15 protein-coding genes are annotated in these 18,717 nt (G+C 65.4%); 6 read left to right on the plus strand and 9 right to left on the minus strand.

Features of this window, described 5'->3' with window-relative positions:
- Positions 1-38: 38 nt before the first annotated feature.
- The 5 genes from ACLMAJ_RS32355 to ACLMAJ_RS32375 form a co-directional block, all read right to left on the minus strand.
- A complete protein-coding gene (locus tag ACLMAJ_RS32355) occupies positions 39-2,084 on the minus strand; it encodes an ArnT family glycosyltransferase (protein ID WP_412017673.1) in 2,046 nt (681 codons plus the stop codon).
- Positions 2,085-2,175: 91 nt separating this feature from the next.
- Positions 2,176-3,753 carry a sensor histidine kinase gene (locus tag ACLMAJ_RS32360; protein ID WP_412017674.1) on the minus strand — a complete coding sequence of 526 codons (1,578 nt, stop codon included), beginning with the start codon at positions 3,751-3,753 and terminating at the stop codon, positions 2,176-2,178.
- Complete coding sequence (locus ACLMAJ_RS32365) at positions 3,731-4,435, minus strand: response regulator transcription factor (RefSeq protein ID WP_412017732.1); 705 nt, start codon at positions 4,433-4,435, stop codon at positions 3,731-3,733. Before ACLMAJ_RS32365 ends, ACLMAJ_RS32360 begins: the two co-directional genes overlap by 23 nt.
- A gap of 130 nt (positions 4,436-4,565) precedes the next feature.
- Positions 4,566-5,675 (minus strand): o-succinylbenzoate synthase, encoded by a 1,110-nt coding sequence (menC, locus tag ACLMAJ_RS32370; RefSeq protein WP_412017675.1) that lies wholly within the window; start codon positions 5,673-5,675, stop codon positions 4,566-4,568.
- Between the two features lie 70 nt (positions 5,676-5,745).
- Positions 5,746-6,621: an alpha/beta hydrolase gene (locus tag ACLMAJ_RS32375; protein WP_412017676.1), complete on the minus strand. Its 876-nt coding sequence runs from the start codon at positions 6,619-6,621 to the stop codon at positions 5,746-5,748.
- Between the two features lie 428 nt (positions 6,622-7,049).
- On the opposite strand from ACLMAJ_RS32375, the gene ACLMAJ_RS32380 reads away from it, so the two are divergent.
- Positions 7,050-7,820: an MHYT domain-containing protein gene (locus tag ACLMAJ_RS32380; RefSeq protein WP_412017677.1), complete on the plus strand. Its 771-nt coding sequence runs from the start codon at positions 7,050-7,052 to the stop codon at positions 7,818-7,820.
- Between the two features lie 31 nt (positions 7,821-7,851).
- On the opposite strand, the gene ACLMAJ_RS32385 is transcribed toward ACLMAJ_RS32380, so the two are convergent.
- Entirely contained in the window at positions 7,852-9,075 is a 1,224-nt protein-coding gene (locus ACLMAJ_RS32385; protein WP_412017678.1) for an AI-2E family transporter, read from the minus strand.
- 83 nt (positions 9,076-9,158) lie between these two features.
- Entirely contained in the window at positions 9,159-10,541 is a 1,383-nt protein-coding gene (locus ACLMAJ_RS32390; protein WP_412017733.1) for a HAMP domain-containing sensor histidine kinase, read from the minus strand.
- Positions 10,542-10,894: 353 nt separating this feature from the next.
- Between ACLMAJ_RS32390 and ACLMAJ_RS32395 the strand changes: the two genes are divergently transcribed.
- A complete protein-coding gene (locus ACLMAJ_RS32395; RefSeq protein WP_412017679.1) occupies positions 10,895-11,377 on the plus strand; it encodes a DoxX family protein in 483 nt (160 codons plus the stop codon).
- Positions 11,378-11,407: 30 nt separating this feature from the next.
- Here the strand turns inward: ACLMAJ_RS32395 and ACLMAJ_RS32400 are convergent, their stop codons facing one another.
- Positions 11,408-13,348: a potassium transporter Kup gene (locus tag ACLMAJ_RS32400; RefSeq protein ID WP_412017680.1), complete on the minus strand. Its 1,941-nt coding sequence runs from the start codon at positions 13,346-13,348 to the stop codon at positions 11,408-11,410.
- A 274-nt stretch (positions 13,349-13,622) separates the two neighbouring features.
- Between ACLMAJ_RS32400 and ACLMAJ_RS32405 the strand changes: the two genes are divergently transcribed.
- Positions 13,623-14,987 (plus strand): DUF5933 domain-containing protein, encoded by a 1,365-nt coding sequence (locus ACLMAJ_RS32405; protein ID WP_412017681.1) that lies wholly within the window; start codon positions 13,623-13,625, stop codon positions 14,985-14,987.
- Between the two features lie 9 nt (positions 14,988-14,996).
- Here the strand turns inward: ACLMAJ_RS32405 and ACLMAJ_RS32410 are convergent, their stop codons facing one another.
- Positions 14,997-15,980 carry an aldo/keto reductase gene (locus ACLMAJ_RS32410; RefSeq protein WP_412017682.1) on the minus strand — a complete coding sequence of 328 codons (984 nt, stop codon included), beginning with the start codon at positions 15,978-15,980 and terminating at the stop codon, positions 14,997-14,999.
- A gap of 200 nt (positions 15,981-16,180) precedes the next feature.
- On the opposite strand from ACLMAJ_RS32410, the gene ACLMAJ_RS32415 reads away from it, so the two are divergent.
- The 3 genes from ACLMAJ_RS32415 (at position 16,181) to bla (ending at position 18,618) form a co-directional block, all read left to right on the plus strand.
- The gene (locus ACLMAJ_RS32415) at positions 16,181-16,822 is read left to right on the plus strand and encodes a hypothetical protein (RefSeq protein WP_412017683.1); all 642 of its coding nucleotides are present in this window, start codon (positions 16,181-16,183) and stop codon (positions 16,820-16,822) included.
- Between the two features lie 69 nt (positions 16,823-16,891).
- Entirely contained in the window at positions 16,892-17,455 is a 564-nt protein-coding gene (locus tag ACLMAJ_RS32420) for a DUF6968 family protein (RefSeq protein ID WP_412017684.1), read from the plus strand.
- Between the two features lie 242 nt (positions 17,456-17,697).
- The gene (bla, locus tag ACLMAJ_RS32425; protein WP_412017685.1) at positions 17,698-18,618 is read left to right on the plus strand and encodes a class A beta-lactamase; all 921 of its coding nucleotides are present in this window, start codon (positions 17,698-17,700) and stop codon (positions 18,616-18,618) included.
- Positions 18,619-18,717 lie beyond the last annotated feature (99 nt).

The raw sequence follows: 18,717 nt of genomic DNA on the forward strand, positions 1-18,717 counted from the left end.
CCGAACGGCACAGTGGCACGTCGGCTCGGGGCAAGTGGTCAAGACTGGATGGGCTGGGTCAGGTCGTAGACCGTGGTCCCACCGACCGTCACCGCCGTGTAGTGCGCCTTCACCCATGCCGTGATTTCACTTGCGCTGCTGTCGGATCCGCCGCCGGGGCCACCGCCCATACCGCCACCGGCGATGAAGTAGGCGACGTCGCCGTTGGCGACGTACTCCTGGAACTGAGCCAGGGTCGGCGAGTTGTCACTGCCGGTGAAGCCGCCGATCGCCATGACCGATGCACCGGTAGATAATTCGAGGCTGCCCGCCGACTGCGAACCCACTGTCGCTGCCGCCCACCGACTGTCGGTCTTCCGCACCAGCTGTTGCAGTTCGGTGTTGGTCGAGACCGATCCGCCCGCTCCGCCGCCGTCCCGGTCAGCTGTCGCATCAGTGGTTGATTGTTCGGGCGCCGCGCCATCGGATGGAGCCGCACCGGTGGCTGATCCACCAGGGGCCGCTCCCCTACCACCGCCGGGACCGCCGCCCATTCCCTTACCCGCGACCACCGGGCCGGAGGTCGGAATGGAGCCGCTGTGCGCCGTCGCCGCAGTTTCGATCGTGTACGCCGTGGTCCCCGCGAGCCCGAACAACACACCCGCGATGGCGACGGCCGCGGTGAACTTGCCGAGTCGGTGCGCACCGACAACCACGATCGCCGCGATCACGATCGAACCGATCAGCACGATCCAGCGCAGCGCTGGATACCAGTCGGGTGTGCGGTCGAGCAGGACGAAGTTCCAGACACCGGTCGTCGCGGCCATCGCGGCGAGTGCGATACGCGCGGTCAGGAATTGGCGGCCACCCCACAACTCGACCAACGAGATCGCCACCACCGCGGCGATCGCCGGCGCGAGCGCAACCGTGTAGTACGGGTGAATGGTGCCCTGCATGTAACTGAATACGATGCCGGTGACGAGAAGCCATCCGCCCCAAAGCAATAGGGCGGCCCGGGTGCGTCCGGTGCGTGGGGTGCGCCGAGTGACCCAGAGACCGGCGATCGAGCCGATGAGTGCCGTGGGTAGCAGCCAGGAGATTTCCGTACCCATCGAGTCGCCGAACAGTCGGGTGATTCCGGTGCCGCCACCGAAACCGGTATTACCACCGCCACCCCCACCGTTGCCGGACCCGCCACCGCCGCCGTTGCCGGCCCCGCCGAGGACTCGGCCGAGACCGTTATAGCCCAGGGCGAGTTCGAGCAAGCTGTTGTCGGTCGATCCGCCGATGTAGGGGCGGGAATCACTGGGCCAGAGGCTGACCAGCGCGACGAACCACCCACCCGACACCACCATCGCGGCGAAAGCGCCCAGTAACTTGCCGATTCGACGCCAGAAGCCGATCGGTGCGGCGACGAGGAACACCAGGCCGAGCGCGGGTAGCACCAGGAACGCCTGCATCATCTTCGTGAGGAGGCCGAAACCCACTGCCACACCGGCAAATGCGAGCCATCGCCCACTGCCGTTCTCGGTAGCGCGAACCGTGCAATAGGCCGCCACTATGAGCAGCAGCACCAGCATGGCATCGGGGTTGTTGAACCGAAACATCAGCGCCGCAACAGGAGTCACCGCCAGCACCGCGCCGGCCAACAGCCCCGCCGCTGGACCGCTCCAACGCCGCACCGCGCCGTACACCAACCCGACCGACGCCACACCCATCAGCGCCTGCGGCAATAACATCGAGAACGAGCTGAATCCGAACAGCCTGCCGGACAACCCCATAACCCATAGCGACGCGGGCGGTTTATCCACGGTGATGGCATTGCCCGCGTCCAGCGACCCGAACAGCAGCGCCTTCCAGCTCTGCGTGCCCGCTTGCACCGCGGCCGCGTAGAAGTCGTTGGCCCAACCGGATTTACTCAGCCCCCACAAGTAGAGGACCGCGGTGGCGGCCAGCAGCATCCACAGCCCGGGGCGAGCCCACCGGGGCTGACCTGGTGAACCGAACAGCGATCGGGTCCATCGCGTCTCTTGCGGTGCCCTGTGCTGTGGACCAGCTCGCTCGGCACGCCGTGTGGGCGCTTCGGTGCGGGTAAGAGTAGTCATACCGCAATTGTGGGACCGCGACGTAGGTCCGATCTTTGCGCGAGCTGTGCCCTCCCTGTGCACGAATTCGGCCGCGACCAGGACAAGCTGCTCACGAAGTTCGAGCGGTCTGCTGTTTCGCATTGTCCGGTAGGTGAACGGTGAATTCGGTACGGCCCGGCTCGCTCTGGACCGTGATACTGCCGCCGTGCGCCTTGACTACCGCGGCGACGATCGCCAAACCCAGGCCGGTACTGCCTGCGCGACGCGAGCGCGATGAGTCGCCGCGGGCAAAGCGCTGGAAGACTTCCGGCTGTAGCTCGGCGGGGATGCCTGGGCCGTCGTCGGCAACCCGCCATACCGCTCCCCCGGCACCGTCGAACTCCAGCGAGGTGGTCACGGTGGTGCCGGGACCGGTGTGGATGCGGGCGTTGGCCAGCAGGTTGGCGAGCACCTGATGCAGCAGGGTCGCGTCACCGGTGACCACCACCGGCTCATCGGGCAGCTCGAGATCCCATCGGTGATCGGGACCGGCGACATGTGCGTCGCTGGCCGCGTCCACGGTCAGCTGAGTCAGATCCACCGGCTCGTGCTCGAGCGTCCGGCCCGAATCCAGCCGTGCCAGCAGCAGCATGTCCTCGACCAGCGTGGACATCCGCCGGGCCGCGGAGTCCACCCGGCCCATCGCGTTGGCGACGTCGTCGGGTACCTCGGCCCGTTTACGTTGTGCCAGTTCGGCATAGCCGCGGATCGCGGACAGCGGGGTGCGCAGCTCGTGACTGGCGTCGGCGAGGAATTGCCGAACCCGGGTCTCGCTGTCATGTCGGGCCGACAGCGCGCCGGTGATGTGGTCGAGCATCCGGTTGACCGCCGAGCCGAGCTGGCCGACCTCGGTGTGCGGATCGGCGTCCTCGGCCGAAATCCGTACGGGCAGTGCCACTTCCCCGCGATCGAGCGGAAGATCCGCCACTCGGGAAGCGGCGATCGCGACCCGGTCCAACGGTGCGAGTGCGCGCCGGATCAGCCAGATGCCGACCGTTATCGCGACGACCAGCACGATCGCGGTGCCTATCACCAGGATCAGCAGGACTCGCATGAGCGTCGCGTCGACCGATGTCAATGGCAAACCGGTGATAACGATCTCGCCCGACCAGGTCGTGTCCGCGACCAGCCGATAGCGGCCCTGCCCGTCGAGATCGACGCTGACCGGTTTGCCGGTAGCCGCTACCGCTGCCAGTTGCTGTTTCGCCGTATCCGACAGCGCCGCCTGCGTGCCATCGGCGCCGATCTTGCCCGCTTTGGTGACGCTGCCCGCGGCGAGGGTCGCCCCGACCACGTCGGGTGCGATGCCACGCCGGTCCAGGAAATTCGGTCCAGGGCTGGAGGTTCCGGACGGCGCATGAGGCGGCGGGGGCGGGGGCGGCGGCTGTCCATCGGGCCGCTGCCCGGGCGGCGGGTCGAGGCTGGGGCCGCCGCCGGAGTCCATGAGTGAGCGCTTCTGTACATCGGTCAGTTCGGTGTCGAGCTGGTGCACCAAAAACTGTTGCAGCGCAAGCTCTGTCGCGACTCCGATACCGACGACCACGACCACGAGCAATAGCACCTGTCCGACAAGGAGCCGGGCGCGCAGCGACCAACGACGCGGCGACCACAAGCGGCGCCGCACCTCAGCCCGCGGGCTTGAGGACATATCCGGCACCGCGCAGTGTGTGGATCATCGGTTCACGTCCGCTATCGATCTTCTTCCGCAGATAGGAGACATACAGTTCGACGATGTTGGACCTGCCGCCGAAGTCGTAGCTCCAGACCCGGTCCAGGATCTGGGCCTTGCTCAGCACGCGCTTGGGATTGCGCATGAAGAATCGCAGCAACTCGAATTCGGTCGAGGTCAAGGTGATCAGCTCGCCGGCGCGGGTGACATCGTGGCTGTCCTCATCGAGCACTAGGTCACCGACCACGATCCGGGTGCCGCTGTCCTCGGTGGTCACCCCGGTCCTGCGCAGCAGCGCACGCAACCGCAACACGACCTCCTCGATGCTGAACGGCTTGGTCACATAGTCGTCACCGCCGGCGGTCAGCCCGGCGATGCGATCCTCGACCGAATCCTTCGCGGTCAGCAATAACACCGGCAGGTGCGGAATCTGCTGACGCAACTTGCCCAGCACCTCCAGCCCGGTCATATCGGGGAGCATCACATCGAGCACCACCACATCCGGACGCGTTTCACGCGCCTTGGTAACCGCCGTTCGCCCGTCGCCCGCGGTGGTGACATCCCAGCCCTCGTACCGCAGGGCCATCGACACCATCTCGGCAAGCACCGGCTCGTCGTCGACCACGAGAACGCTGATGGCGCTGCCGTCGGCGCGACGCATGACAACTCGCTCGGTCGGACTGTTTCCAGTGGTCATCGCGGACATTCTCGCATCATGCACGGCCAGGCTAGGCAGTTGCTGTGCCGTGTCTATGTGCCAGCTGTGAGGGTGCGGCGCTCGAATCGCGCCCTCAGCGCAACGATATCCATTCCGTACTCGTGGTTGCCTCCGTCAGCGCGTCGGGCAACGGGTCGGCACCGAGACCTGGGCCGTCGGGCACTGCGATGTGGCCCGCTTCCAGCCGCAGCGGTTCGGTGATGTCTCGGTCGTAGTAGCGGCTCGACGCCACGATGTCAGCGGGCAGTGTGCAACCCGGCAGCGCCGCCAGCGCCAGATTGGCCGCCTGACCGAGTCCGGTTTCCAGCATTCCGCCGCACCATGCGGGGACACCGAGTGCCGCGCAGACATCGTGTACCCGACGGGCCTCCAGATAGCCGCCGACTCGTCCCGCCTTGATGTTCACCACCGAGCATGCCCCCAATGCGATCGCGTCGGCGGCGCCGCGCGCCGAGACTATCGATTCGTCCAAGCAAATCGGGGTATTCAGCCTGCGGCCGAGTACGGCGTGATCGCGGAGGTCCTCCTCCGCGAAAGGCTGTTCCAGCAACACGAGGCCGAACTCGTCGAGTTCGGCGAGGTGGTCCGCATCGGCCAGGGTATAGGCGCCGTTGGCGTCGACCTGGAGCGCAAGAGCCTCGCCGAAGCGCTCTCGCACCGCTCGCACCGGCTCGACATCCCATCCCGGCTCGATCTTGAGCTTGACCCGCTGGTAGCCCTGTTCGATGTAGCCATCGATCGCCTCGAGCAATTGGGGTATCCCGTCCATGATCCCGATCGAGACGCCGACAGGAACAGTCTTGCGAGTTGCACCGAGATACGACGCATAAGAACACCGGTGCGACCGCAACCACGCGTCGAGAACCGCCATCTCCACCGCCGCCTTGGCCATTCGATGGCCACGAATCCTGGCCAGCGTGGGTGCCACAACCGCCGGATCGAGCCGGCCGTGGGCCGCCAGAGCGGGCACCACAAACCGGCGGATAACCTCGGCGGCGCCATCGATGTATTCGGATGAATAACTCGGGTCGGGTAGTGCCACACACTCGCCCCACCCCTCGGCATCCGAGGTGACCACACGCAGCAGCAGGATGTAGCGCCGCAGTTCGACACCAAGCGAGGTCCGAAAAGGGCTGCTCAGTGGAAGTTCCACCCGCCGCAGCTCGACGCCATCGAGCTTCATCCCCTCAGCTTGACATAGCGGCCCCGCCCGCGGCGGCTACTGCTGAACGCCGGCAGTCACGGTGCTCGCCTCAGCGCGCGCCGAGCGCATCGAGGATCATCGGACGCGCGGTCGCGAGCGCTTCCTGCCAGTAGGGCCAGGTATGGGTTCCGTCGACGATGTCGATGCGAGCGTCAATTCCCAACGCCGTGACTCGATCACGGAACATCTGGGTGGCAGCCGTCGTCATCGCCTCCAGGGCCATCGCGTTGACGGTGTTGCCGATCCCGTGCGGCACGTCGAGCGGTCCGGGCCGGCCGTTGCCCGTCGAGACGTACATCGGCAGTCCGCGCAGCGACTCGGCCTGCTCAGTGGCGTCATTGCGACTCCAGGCGGAATCCCCTGCCGGACCCCACATGTCGTCGACATTGAAGTTGCCCTCGTCCCACATGGCGGCGCGCATCGCTTCGTTCCAGAGCGGATACGTCGGGTGCACGAATCCGGAAAAAGATCCGGCGAACTTGAATTGATCGCGGTGGCGGCCGGCCAGCGTCAGTGCCGCGTTGCCGCCCATGGACGCACCGACGATGGCATTGTTGGTTCGGGACACGCCGTACCGCTCGAGGAAGGCGGGAAGCTCGCTGGTGAGGAAGGTCTCCCACTTGTAGGTCGTCGCTTGACCATTGGTGCTACTCGGCCGGTACCAGTCGGCGTAGAAGCTCGAGCGACCACCGACCGGGAACACCATAGTGACGTTGTCGCCCGCGAACTGGCGCAGCGCGTCGGTATCGGTCGTCCACTGACTGTGGTCGGCAGGTGCACGGAGACCGTCGAGCACGTAAAGAGCTGCCCTCCCGCCGCGAGCCGCCCACTGTACCTGGACCTTGATCGGCCCCATGCTGGACGGCACAAAGAGCTCCTCGCCGCCGCCTGCCGGTGTCCGCAGTATCGGTGCCGCGGTAGCCATCGCCGCGCCTATCCACGACACCAGCACAGCTGTCGCAATGACAACGCTGGACTTCCTCAGCCAACCACGAACCACCCGCTGATCCCCGGATCGAGCTGCGACATCCACCCCGCGTACCTCCTATGTTGTTCCCGGTCCATGACCGAGTAGACCCGAATTCAACTGTCGCTCTGCCCAAGTCGCTCTACCCAAGTCGCTGTGCCTTCGCTCGCGGCCCACGCGCCCGGGAATCGGAAAGACCATCATAAGTTCCGCCGCAGGCCACCACCACACCTGGATAGCCGGCCCAGCACCCGAGATGCTGGGGAAGCGCCGGAACCGAACTATAGTTCCAATTCAGAGGAACCACTTCCTTTTTATTTGCTGCTCGGGGTAGCCTCCCAGTTGCAGCAGCCGTTATCGAATCCCCTTCTGGCATTGGAGTTAGTGTGCTGGAAATTAATCACTTCAGCTATGGGTTGGTTACGCCCGTCCTCGCCTTCGTCATGTCCGTGATCGGTTCACTACTCGGCCTACGCTGTGTAGCCCGGTCCCGGATCGGTGCTGGGCACCCCGGCTGGCTTGTCGCAGCGGCGGTCGCGATCGGCGGCACCGGGATCTGGGTCATGCACTTCATCGCGATGCTCGGCTTCTCGATTCACGGAGCCTCGATCCGGTACAACGTGCCGATTACCTTGCTCAGCGCGATCATCGCGATGGTGGTGGTGTGGATCGGGTTGTCGATCGTGAACCGGTGGCCGAGACAGCTATCCGCGCTGCTGGCCGGTGGCACCGTTACCGGCCTTGGCGTGGGAACGATGCACTACTCGGGCATGTACGCGATGAAATCCGACGCGGTCATCGACTACGACCTGGAGATAGTGGGGCTATCAATGGTGATCGCGGTGGTCGCGGCGACCGCGGCACTGTGGTTCACCCTGCATGTGCGCGGTTTGCTCGCCACCGGCGGCGCCGCGGTCATCATGGGCGTTGCGGTCTGCGGCATGCATTACACCGGCATGGCCGCCATGCACACACACCATGTGATGCACGTGTCCCCACCCTCCGGGGCCGGAGCGATGCAGCTACTTGCCCCACTGATCACGATCGTCAGCATCGTGGCAATGGGGCTCCTCCTGCACCTCGGCGTCACCGATCTGGGCGAATTCGCTGAGGACGCAGACGAATTGACACCACAAGGATATTGGCCGACCCGCTGATCGGGAGCAGTTGGAGACCTTCGCCCGCGCGTCAGAACTTTCCGTGTTCTGACACGTCGCGTCGATCACGCTTGCCGGACCAAGATTTTCGCCCCGCTCGCTCGATCCGCGGATCCTCGGTCACCTCGTATCGCTTCACATAGAGGCTCAGGAATGCCTGCGCGGTGGCGGTGGCCGGAATCGCGAGCAGCGCACCGACCGCGCCCAATAACGCCCCGCCTGCCAAGACCGCGAGCAGCGCGACGGCCGGATTTACATCCACCGTGCGCGCGGTGATGCGCGGTTGCAGGATGTAGTCCTGGACCTGCTGATACAACACCACGAAAATGAGAATCCACACCGCATCGATCGGATGGATCGTCAGCGCGACCAAGATCGGCAGCACACCGGCGACATATGTGCCGATGACGGGTATGAAAGAGGCGATCACACCGAACCAGATGCCGAGTGCCATCGCGTTCGGCAGCCCGAGCAATGCCAGGAAGACGCCGTGCGCAATCGCAGAGATCACCGCGAGCAACGCGCGACTGTATAAGTAGCCTCCGGTCTTTTCGATAGCGAGATCCCAAGCGCGCAGCACCGTGTCGTGTCGTTCCTGCGGCAACAGCGAGCACACCGAGCGTCGCATCTTCGGCCCGTAAGCGGTCAGATAGACGCTGAACAGCGCAATCATCAGGAATCGGGCAAGCCCACCGAGAATCGTGTTCGACAGCCCCCATGCGTTGTGCGCGGCCCGCTCGGCGTACCCGCTGATGACGCCCGAATCCTCGAGCAGCCGATCACGTAACTGGTCCACCGTGAAATGCTGATGGAACGTCCGGTTGACCCAGTCGACGAGCTCGTTGAGCAGGCGGGGCAGCTCGTCGACCAGGTTGCCGACGGTCTCGACCAGCAGCGTGCCGAGTGCGGCGGAGAAGCCGATCACGCACCCGAACAACAACACGAAAACCAGTCCGGTTGCCAGCGCACGCGGCACACCTCGCGCGGCAAGATTGTCGACGGCGGGTTCCATCGCCAGTGCGACGAAAAAGGCGACAAGCACGATGACGAACAGGCCGATCAGCCGGTGTACCGCCCAACTGCCGAGCTCGAACAGCCCGAGTAGGACAAAGGCGAGGATCATCGCACGCGGAAGCCAACCCGGCATCCGGCGGCCTTGATCTCCTGTCTGATCTATCGACGCGGCGTCACGACTCGAGGCGGCGGAATCCGTCACCTCGTCGCGCGGCTCCTCGGTGGGTGGATGGGCGGCCACGAACCCAGTGTGGCCCACGGTCGCGCGAATTCACGGTTACGACTCACAACGCACGTCCGGGACCCCCGAGGCTGATCAGAACCTCACTCAGCTATCGGGTGGCCGTGTTCGCCCGGTAGCACGATGCGAATCAAAGTGCCGCCACGTTCGGACGTTTCGACCGCGATCGTTCCGCAGTGCTTCATCACCACCTGCTTGACGATCGACAGTCCGAGCCCTGACCCCGGCATAGACCTCGCGGCGATTGCCCGGTAGAACCGCTCGAACACCAGCTCGCGCTCCGCGGCAGGGATCCCAGGGCCCGCATCGTCCACGGCGAACTCCAGCAAACCCGATGTGTTTTCGCGCATACCCACCCGCACCTGTTCGCCCGCCGGACTCCATTTGGCGGCATTGTCGAGGACATTGATCAGCGCGCGCTCCAAACTGGCCTCGTGTCCGTAGACAAGCCAGGGTTGTAGATCGCTGGCGAATTCGATCCCGGCCCGACGTCTGCGGACCCGTTCCAAGGCGCGCTCGGCCACCTCATCGAGGTCGACCCGCTCGTACACGGTGTCAGGGGCGTCTTCGCGAGCCAGATCCACCAGGTCACCGACCAGTGTGGACAACTCCTCGATCTGAGCGATGACGTCCGAACGCAACTCGGCCATGTCCTCGTCCGGAATCTGTGGTGCCCCTGGACGATTCGATGCGATCAGCAGCTCCATATTGGTGCGCAGCGAGGTGAGCGGGGTGCGCAGTTCGTGGCCTGCGTCGGCCACCAAACGGCGCTGTCTTTCCCTTGATTCGGCAAGGGCGCGCAGCATCAGGTTGAGACTCTCTGTGAGCCTTGCGAGTTCGTCATCACCGGTGACCGAGATGGGGGTCAGATCGTCGGTGCGCGCGATTCGTTCGGTGGCAGCGGTCAGGCGCGCGATGGGCCGCAACCCGGTACGGCCAACTGCCGTGCCCGCCGCGGCGGCGACCACGATGCCGCAGCCACCCACTACGAACAACAACCACGCCAACCGATTCAGTACTTCGCGGGTCGGTTGCAGTCGTTGCGAAAGCACCAGCGTCGAACCGGCGTTCGTGCGTCGCGCGAGTACCCGCTGATCGCCGACGGTACGCAGCGAGAACTCGGCCTCACCGCGCGCCACAGCCATCTCCTGGCCGCCGATCGGCGGCGACGCGTCTTGCCCGATCGCGTAGCCACCCAACTTGATATCCGGATAGATCAGGGTGACACCGATGTTGTTGGAGAACAGGCTGCCCAGGGCCAGTGCCTGTAGGTAGTTCATGCTGTCGACGTTGTTGGCGATCATGACCGAAGCTCGGGTCCGCAGTTGATCGTCGACCTCCGCATACAACGAGCGCGCCACCATCGCATAGGCGGCGATGGAGGTGAAGGCGACGGCGACGGTCACCACCGACGCGGCAAGCAGCGTCACCCGCCATCGCAGCGACATCGAGCGCGTCAACGGCATCGACAGGCGCGGATCGGTTTCCGTCGCCACGTCGACTCCGGCGATCACGGACCGCCGGGAAACAGTTCTACCCACGAGGATGCGACTGCGGATGGGCACTTGGTACCCGCTGGAGGCCAGCGAGCGACGCCGCGATTCCGGGATCGCGGCCGTCGAATACCGATACGCGCATAACTTCCAGTCTGCCCACATCGACTGAGCGGCGGCTGAGAAGACTCGCGCCGGGGGGGCGCCCGATCCTCGGCGACTTCGGCAACGGCATCGCCACCCGATGAACATTTCGCGGCCGCGAATCGTATGACAGATACGGATGATGTTCCGATCATCCATATCCCCGAAGTCGAGGTTGTGTCATGCATCTGTTAACTGCCGATGCGAACACCGGACCCGCGGCGGGCAGTCCCGGCGCGATCGTTCTCGGCCTGTTTCGCATCCTCGTCGGTCTGTCGTTCACCATCCACGGGCTTTCCACCCTGTTCGGGAAGCCGGTGACGCCACACGGCGGCCATGTCGCCGCCTTCGCCAGCTGGCCGAACTGGTGGGCTGGTGTGATCGAGCTCGTCGCGGGCGGGCTCGTAACGCTCGGCCTCGGCACCAGAATCGCCGCATTGCTGTGCTCGGGCTCGATGGCATACGCGTTCCTGTCCGTGCACCTCAACAGCGACGCCATACTGCCGATCCAGAACGGCGGCGAAACCGCAGTCTTGTTCTGCTGGTCGTTCTTCCTGATCGCGATTATCGGCCCCGGCGCGTTCGCCGCGGATGCGTTGATACCGCGTACCGGCCACTCACCGCGGCGCGCCGCCCCCTCGCACGCGGCACCTACCCGCAGATAGCGCGAAAAGCCGAACGATCAGCCGCACGCCCTACACCTCGATGCGTGACCCCATGATCACCGTTCGCTCGCCAGGGAGTCCGAAGTACTCGGCGGCGTCGGCGGTGACGTGGGAGGTGGCGATGAACAGGTGCTTTCGCCACGAAGCCATCGTCGGTGCGGGGCCCTTCTTCAACTCGATCTTCGACAGGAAGTACGAGGCGTCCTCGACCGAGATCGGTCCTTCGGTCTGTGCGGGGTCGAGCAGGCGCAGCGCATGCGGGACGTTCGGTGTCTCCATGTATCCGTACTGCGCGGTCACATGGATGATTCCGTCTTCGGAGTAGCCGAGCTGGTCGATCTCGGTGCGCGCGGAGTCCGCTACGCGGGGCACCGGCAAGGTGTCGATCGTCAGGATCACCACGTGTTCGTGCAGCACGCGATTGTGCTCGACGTTCGCGCGCATCGCCAGCGGCGCTGTCCGGTCGCCGCGGTTGAGAAATACCGCGGTGCCTGCGATCCGCAGCAGCGGCGGCTGATAGTCCTGCAACTGGTCGATGAACGCGCGCAGCGGTCCCTCCGCCTCTTCGCGCGCCCGGGTGACGACCACTCGCCCCCGTGCCCACGTCGTCATTACCGTGAACGCCGTGAGCCCGATCAGCAGCGGCAACCACGCCCCATGCACCAGCTTGGTCAGATTCGCCGCGAGGAACAGCGCGTCGACGAACAGCAATGGGACAGCACCGAGCAAGACCAACCACAGCGGCGTACGCCATTTGACGTGGGCGACATAGAAGAACAGCAATGTCGTAATCGAGATCGTCGCGGTCACCGCCATACCGAACGCGAACGCCAGCGCCGCCGAGCTGCGGAAGGCGAACACCAGCGTGAGCACCGACACCATCAACATCCAGTTGATCCAGGGAACGTAGATCTGCCCGATCGTCGATTCCGAGGTGTGCGCGATCCGCAGCCTCGGCAGGTACCCGAGCTGGGCGGCCTGGGAAGCGACCGAATAGGCGCCGGTAATCACCGCTTGGGAGGCGATCACGGTCGCGGCGGTCGCCAGCAGTACCAACGGCAGCCGAGCCCAGCCGGGGGCGAGCAGAAAGAAGGGGCTACTCACCGCTGTTCGGTCGCCGAGAAGTAGTGCACCTTGGCCGAGGTAGCTCAGCGCGCACGCGGGCAGTACCAGCCCGAGCCAGCCGCGCGTAATCGCCTTCCTGCCGAAGTGGCCCATGTCGGCATACAGCGCCTCCGCGCCGGTCACCGCCAGCACGATCGCCGCGAGTGCGAAGAACGCTATTCCGAAGTGCCCGAACATGAAGCTCAGCGCATAGGTCGGCGACAGCGCCTTCAGAATTTCCGGATGCCGGGCGATCCCGGAGATTCCGAGCGCACCGATCACCACGAACCAGACGATCATCACCGGCCCGAAAAGCCGGCCGACCGCGGCCGTCCCGCGCCGCTGCACCGTGAACAGCCCCACGATGATCACCGCCGTGATCGGCACGATCAGATCCTCCAACCCGGGCTGGACGATCTTCAGACCCTCAACCGCGGACAACACCGAAATCGCGGGCGTGATCATGCTGTCGCCGAAAAACAGTGCGGCACCGAAGATCCCGAGCCCCGCCAAGACCACCGCGGCATGACCACCGCGTCCACCACCCAGCCGTCGCAACAATGTGATCAGCGCCATGATGCCGCCCTCGCCATCGTTGTCGGCGCGCATCACCAGCGAGATGTAGGTCAGCGTGACGATGATCATCACCGACCAAAAGATCAGCGACACAACGCCGTACACGTTGTCCGTACTGATCGGCACCGGGTGTGGATCAGCCGGATTGAAGACCGTCTGAATGGTGTAGATCGGGCTGGTCCCGATGTCGCCGAACACCACACCGAGCGCGCCGATCACCACCGCGGCCCGCACCGTGTTCCGGCCGTCCGTAGCGTGAATCGGTGGACTGTCTGCGGACTCTGTCACCATGGAAGCTCCTTGTCGACGCAGCCACACCCGATGCCACCCCGCGTGGTGGGAGGTGCTGCCACCAGCCGAACTCTAGACGCTTCGACCCAACGCGCCACCGAGCCAGCGGTCCGGCAGTGATCTGGCTCACCGGCGTCGTGGACGCGCGGATCCCTGCCAGCCAGCGCGGGAACCGGCTTCGGCAGGCACCCAAGGATTTTCGTGAACGCACCAGGACTCAGTAACCGTTAACCGGCCCGCATGGTCGTGTTCACACCGTGTTTACGATGACCGAATGCTTATTCACGACGCGCAGGGCCGTTCGACCTCACCCCCGAAGCAGGTGGGTGTCGGGCGACTCCTGGAGCGTCGCTCGTTGATCGTGTGGGGTGGCATCGCGGGCGCGGTGTTCGCACTCATCGCCGGGGAGATCATCGCGGCACATATCCATGCCCTCGGCCCGCTGACCAGCCTTTTCCGCGATTATGCCGGGACACCGAAGTCCGCGACCACGCCGTGGGCGGGCTTCCTGCTCGCGTTGGTCGGCGTTAACGGCCGCGTACGCGTCACCGCTCTCGCGGCCGCGGCCGGACTCGATCTGATTTTCGTGGCCGTTCGAACACTCGATGGCCGACCGTTCACCGTCGGCAACGGCCCGACCATCGCGCTCACGGCCCTTACGGTGATCGCCGCGGTGCGGTGGTCCGGTACCCGCCGCCACACGGCGCTGCGCACCATCGCGCTCGGCGCGCTGCTGATCCTCGCGACAAAGGTCGGCGAGATCTGGTTGGACATCACCGCGTGGACAACCCCGCAGGTGCTCGATCCGTATGTCCAGCTGGCCGATCGAGCGCTCGGCAATCCGTCATGGCTTGTCGGCCATGCGCTCGACGTGGCGGGACCGGTGCCGTTGGGCGTGGTTCGCTGGGTGTATTTCGAGCTTCCGGTCGCGGCCATCGTTGTCGCCATCTGGCAGCTGCGCGGGGTGACAACGGGTCCATGGCCGCGACACCACCTGGTGCGAACCTTCCTGACGCTCGGCCTCATCGGCCCGATCTTCTATATGGTCTTCCCCGTCGTTGGACCGATCCTCGCGTTCGGTTCGTGGGGAAAAGGCATGGAACTGGCGGACGTCTGGCCGAATATCGTTCCGCCGGTGCCGTCCTCGGTCGAATCCATGCCGTTCGACAGCATCACACCACGCAACTGCATGCCGTCACTGCACACCGCGTGGGCACTGTCACTGTTCATCCACTCTCGCCGCGGACCGCTCTGGCTGCGCTGGGGCGGCATGTTCTGGCTGGTATGCACCCTCACCGCGACGCTCGGCCTCGGCGCCCACTACGGCATCGACCTCGTCGTAGGCGCGACACTGTGCCTGACCGTCGAGTCCGCCCTGCGCGACCCCGACCGAGGCTGGGACCGCGGGCGCGTGCGGTTGGTGGCCCTGGGCATCGCCACCTTCACCGGATTGCTGCTGGGCATCCGCTACCTCGCGCTCCCGATGGCGACCTACCCGTTCCCGTTCGGCGTCGCGATCCTCGGCGTCTTCGCCGCGCTGGCAATCACCTTCTACTCGACTTGGTTCGCTCCGAACCGTGACCAGGACTTTCTCGCGCCCATCGCCGCCCCTGAGTTGGATCGCATCCAAGTCGAGTAGGTGACCAGGTCAGCGCCCGACAGTCCGGGAGAGGTGCTCCGGATAGCGTGCGCCCGCGAATGCGGTCGCCGGGGCGGCCGCATCGATGCGGGCGAGATCTTCTGTGGTCAAGGTGATCTCGGCGGCCGCGACGTTTTCCTCGAGATAGGTGCGGCGCTTGGTGCCGGGGATGGGTACAACGTCCTCGCCCCGGCTCTGGACCCATGCGAGAGCCAATTGGCCTGCGGTGATGCCCTTTTCGTCGGCCAGCTTGCGCAGCGCCGCGACGATCGCCAGGTTGCTGTCCAGGTTGTCCTCGGCGAATCGCGGCAGGTTGCGGCGCATGTCGTCGGCGGGTAATTCGGTGGTGGAGGTGATGGCGCCGGTCAGGAAGCCGCGGCCGAGTGGGGAGAACGGCACGATGCCGATGCCCAGTTCGCGGCAGGTCGGCAGCACCTCGGCCTCGATGTCGCGGGTCCACAGCGACCACTCGCTCTGCAGCGCGGTCACCGGGTGCACCGCGTGTGCGCGGCGGATGGTCGCCGCCGACGCCTCGGAGATGCCGAGGTACCGCACCTTGCCCGCGGCAACCAGTTCCGACAGCGCGCCCCAGGTCTCCTCGACGGGAACGTTCGGATCCACCCGATGCTGGTAGTAGAGGTCGATGTGGTCGACGCCGAGCCGGGCCAGCGACTCATCGCAGCTCTGCTTGACGTAACCGGCGTCCCCGCGAGCCCCCATAGATCCGCCCTCGCCCCACACGATGCCGAATTTGGTCGCCAGCACCACCTGATCGCGGCGATCGGCGATCGCACGTCCGACCAGTCGCTCATTGGTGTGGGGCCCATAGACATCGGCGGTGTCGAGCAACGTCACGCCCAGCTCGAGCGCGCGGTGAATAGTGGCGATGGACTCGTCGTCATTGTCGCGCACGCCGTAGGCCTGGCTCATGCCCATGCAGCCGAGCCCCTGTGCGCTCACGGTCAGCTCGCCGAGTTTCCTGGTCGGGATCATGTGGGGATCTCCTCCTTCAGCACGCCGGATGCGATGGTCTTTCGGCAGGTCCGGTAACAGTTATCGATACCCGACGCTACGACTTGGAGTGCACTCCATGTCAAGCGGCCCCTGAGCGGTGGTCGACTGTTGGCCTGCACACGTCAGGTTGTTGCACAGAACGGGTTAGGCCGTTGCATAGAACGGGTAATGGCGTAGGTATGACAGTGATGCAACCACGAGCACGGGGCCAGACGACCGCGCCCTCCGTGCGCGCGGACCAACAGCACATCGATGTGCCGCGGCCACCGATCTTCGGGGTGATCGCATCACGCACCATCTCCAACGGCGGCGAGCCCGTCACGATCGAAGTCGGTATGCCACGCCTGGCCACCGACACCATCGGGGTGGTGTGCGGCTTGCGCATTCAAGGAATCGGCGTCGCGGCGGTGCACGGCTCCGACTCGATCGCGGCGTTGTATCGAGCGTTCGTGGCCATCGCCGACGAGCTCGCCGAGGCGAACCGTGGCGGCGCGGACTTCGACTGCGCCGACCCGACGAGCCGAGACTTTCCTGCCGAGGCGATCCGCGCCGAGCCGCACCCGATCGGCGCAGCCCAGACAGCGCAGAGTCTGCTCGCGGCCCGCACACTGCCCGGCCCCGATGGACCGCTCTCGATCATCATCGGTCGCCCCTATCTCGGGCCGAACCGAGATTCCTATCGGTGCAATGTGCACTCGAGCGGACATCGGACCGAAATCGTTTCCGGGGCGGACGAAATCGAAGTGCTGCTCACCGCGATCCGCACGATCGGAACGCGGCTGCACTTGCCGCAGGACTGGCCCATCAGCCGATTGTCCTGACTTCGACACCGCGTCGAGGGTGAATCATGGTGTCACCCTCGGATGTCGAATGCCATGTTGGAGAAGACTATGCGAAGCGAGATCGGCGATGTAATCGCGACCAGAACCGTGACCGACGGCGACCACTCCGTGCTGATCGAGGTCGGCAGGCCGCGCCCCGCGGCAAGTTCGGGCGGCGCCGCGTGCTGGTTCTGGATCCAGGGCCGCGGCTTAGCCGTAGCGGGCGGGGTAGACACCCTCGCGGCGCTCTACAGCGCCCTCGTCGAGATCGGGGCCGTGCTCGACCGCACGAACAAGGACGGCTCGGAATTCACCACGGTGGGCCCCGCCGATCTCGGATTTCCCGGCCAGCCACGGCACCGGAACGCGACCATCGCCGGAGCGGATTACGAGCTGGGCGAACTGCTCGCCATCCGGACGCTGACCATCCGCGAAAGTCCGCACACCATCACCATCGGCCGACCGGTCCAAGCCGACGACGACCAGTTCTATCTGTGCCCTTTCCGCATCGACGGCAGACATCACAGCGCCGCCTCCGGTTTGGACGGAGTACAGGCCCTGCTCACCGCACTTCGCATGATCGGCGCCTGGCTGGATCTGCCGCACGACTGGCCGGTCAGCCGGATCACCTGACCGGAGACAACCTTTCCGCAGACCTTCGACCGCGACGTTGCCCTCCGCGTCGTGCAGCGGCGCGAGCGCGACAACCAGCGCGAGCAGTGCATCCGGTGCCACACCTGCGAATTGGCCGGGATTAACAGCGGCACCGGCGACACCCTGCCGTGACTGCGTAGTGCAACGATATCGACGCACATATCGGTTCTCGCACCTTTTGGTCTTGGACAGCCGTACCAGCTCTATGGTGTGGTGCCCGCATGACACAGATCAGCAGGAGCACGCCCGTCCGCTCGAGGGTCGCCGTGCTCGCGGTAGCGATGATGCCGATGGTCGGCGCGTGCGGGAGCACATCCACCGACCCGGCCCCCTCGCCCGCCGTCCAGTCCTCCGATACCCGGTTTGCGGGCGTCGAGCAGCAACACCAGGCGCGACTGGGAATTTTCACGATCGACACCGGCTCGGGAAAGAGCGTCGGCTACCGCCGAGACGAGCGGTTCCCGATGTTGTCGACATTCAAGACCCTCGCATGCGCGGCACTGCTGCGCGAACATCCGCTCGACACAGGGTATTTCGATCAGATCATTCACTTCACCGCAGCGGATGTCGCGGCCGCCGAGGGCTCGGCGGTCACCGGTACGCGAATCGAGAGCGGCATGTCGGTGTCGGAATTGTGCGACGCGGCGATCACCAAGAGCGACAACGCCGCGGGCAATGAGCTGCTGAAGCTTCTCGGTGGCCCGCAGGGACTTACGCGGTTCGTCCGGTCCATCGGCGACCAGGTCACGCGGCTCGACCGCTGGGAACCGGTCCTCAACAACGCCATCCCCGGTGACGAGCAGGACACCACGACCCCCGCGGCCATCGCCGCCGACTATCGGGCCATCACCGTCGGCGACGCGCTCGCGGCACCGGAGCGTCAACAGCTCACAGCGTGGCTGCTCGCGAGCAGCACCGGCGGCAGCCGCATCCGCGCAGGCCTGCCGACCGACTGGAAAACCGGCGACAAGACCGGCACCGGCGCATTCGGATCAGCCAACGACGTAGCCATCACCTGGCCGACCGGCAGCCCCGCACCGATCGTCATCGCGGTCCTGACAACCCATTCCACCAGCGGCGCCCAAGCAGATAACCCCCTGGTCGCCGAGGCAGCCACGATCGGCGTCGAAATGCTGAGGTAATTCGACACTCCGAGGTGGATGCGGTGCTGCGCCGCTAACCAATGATTTGCTGACTGTGTGCCATCAGCTTCAAAGCTCAACCTTTGGATGCGAAAGGAG

The organism is Nocardia arseniciresistens, assembly GCF_046764875.1.
GTDB lineage: Bacteria > Actinomycetota > Actinomycetes > Mycobacteriales > Mycobacteriaceae > Nocardia > Nocardia arseniciresistens.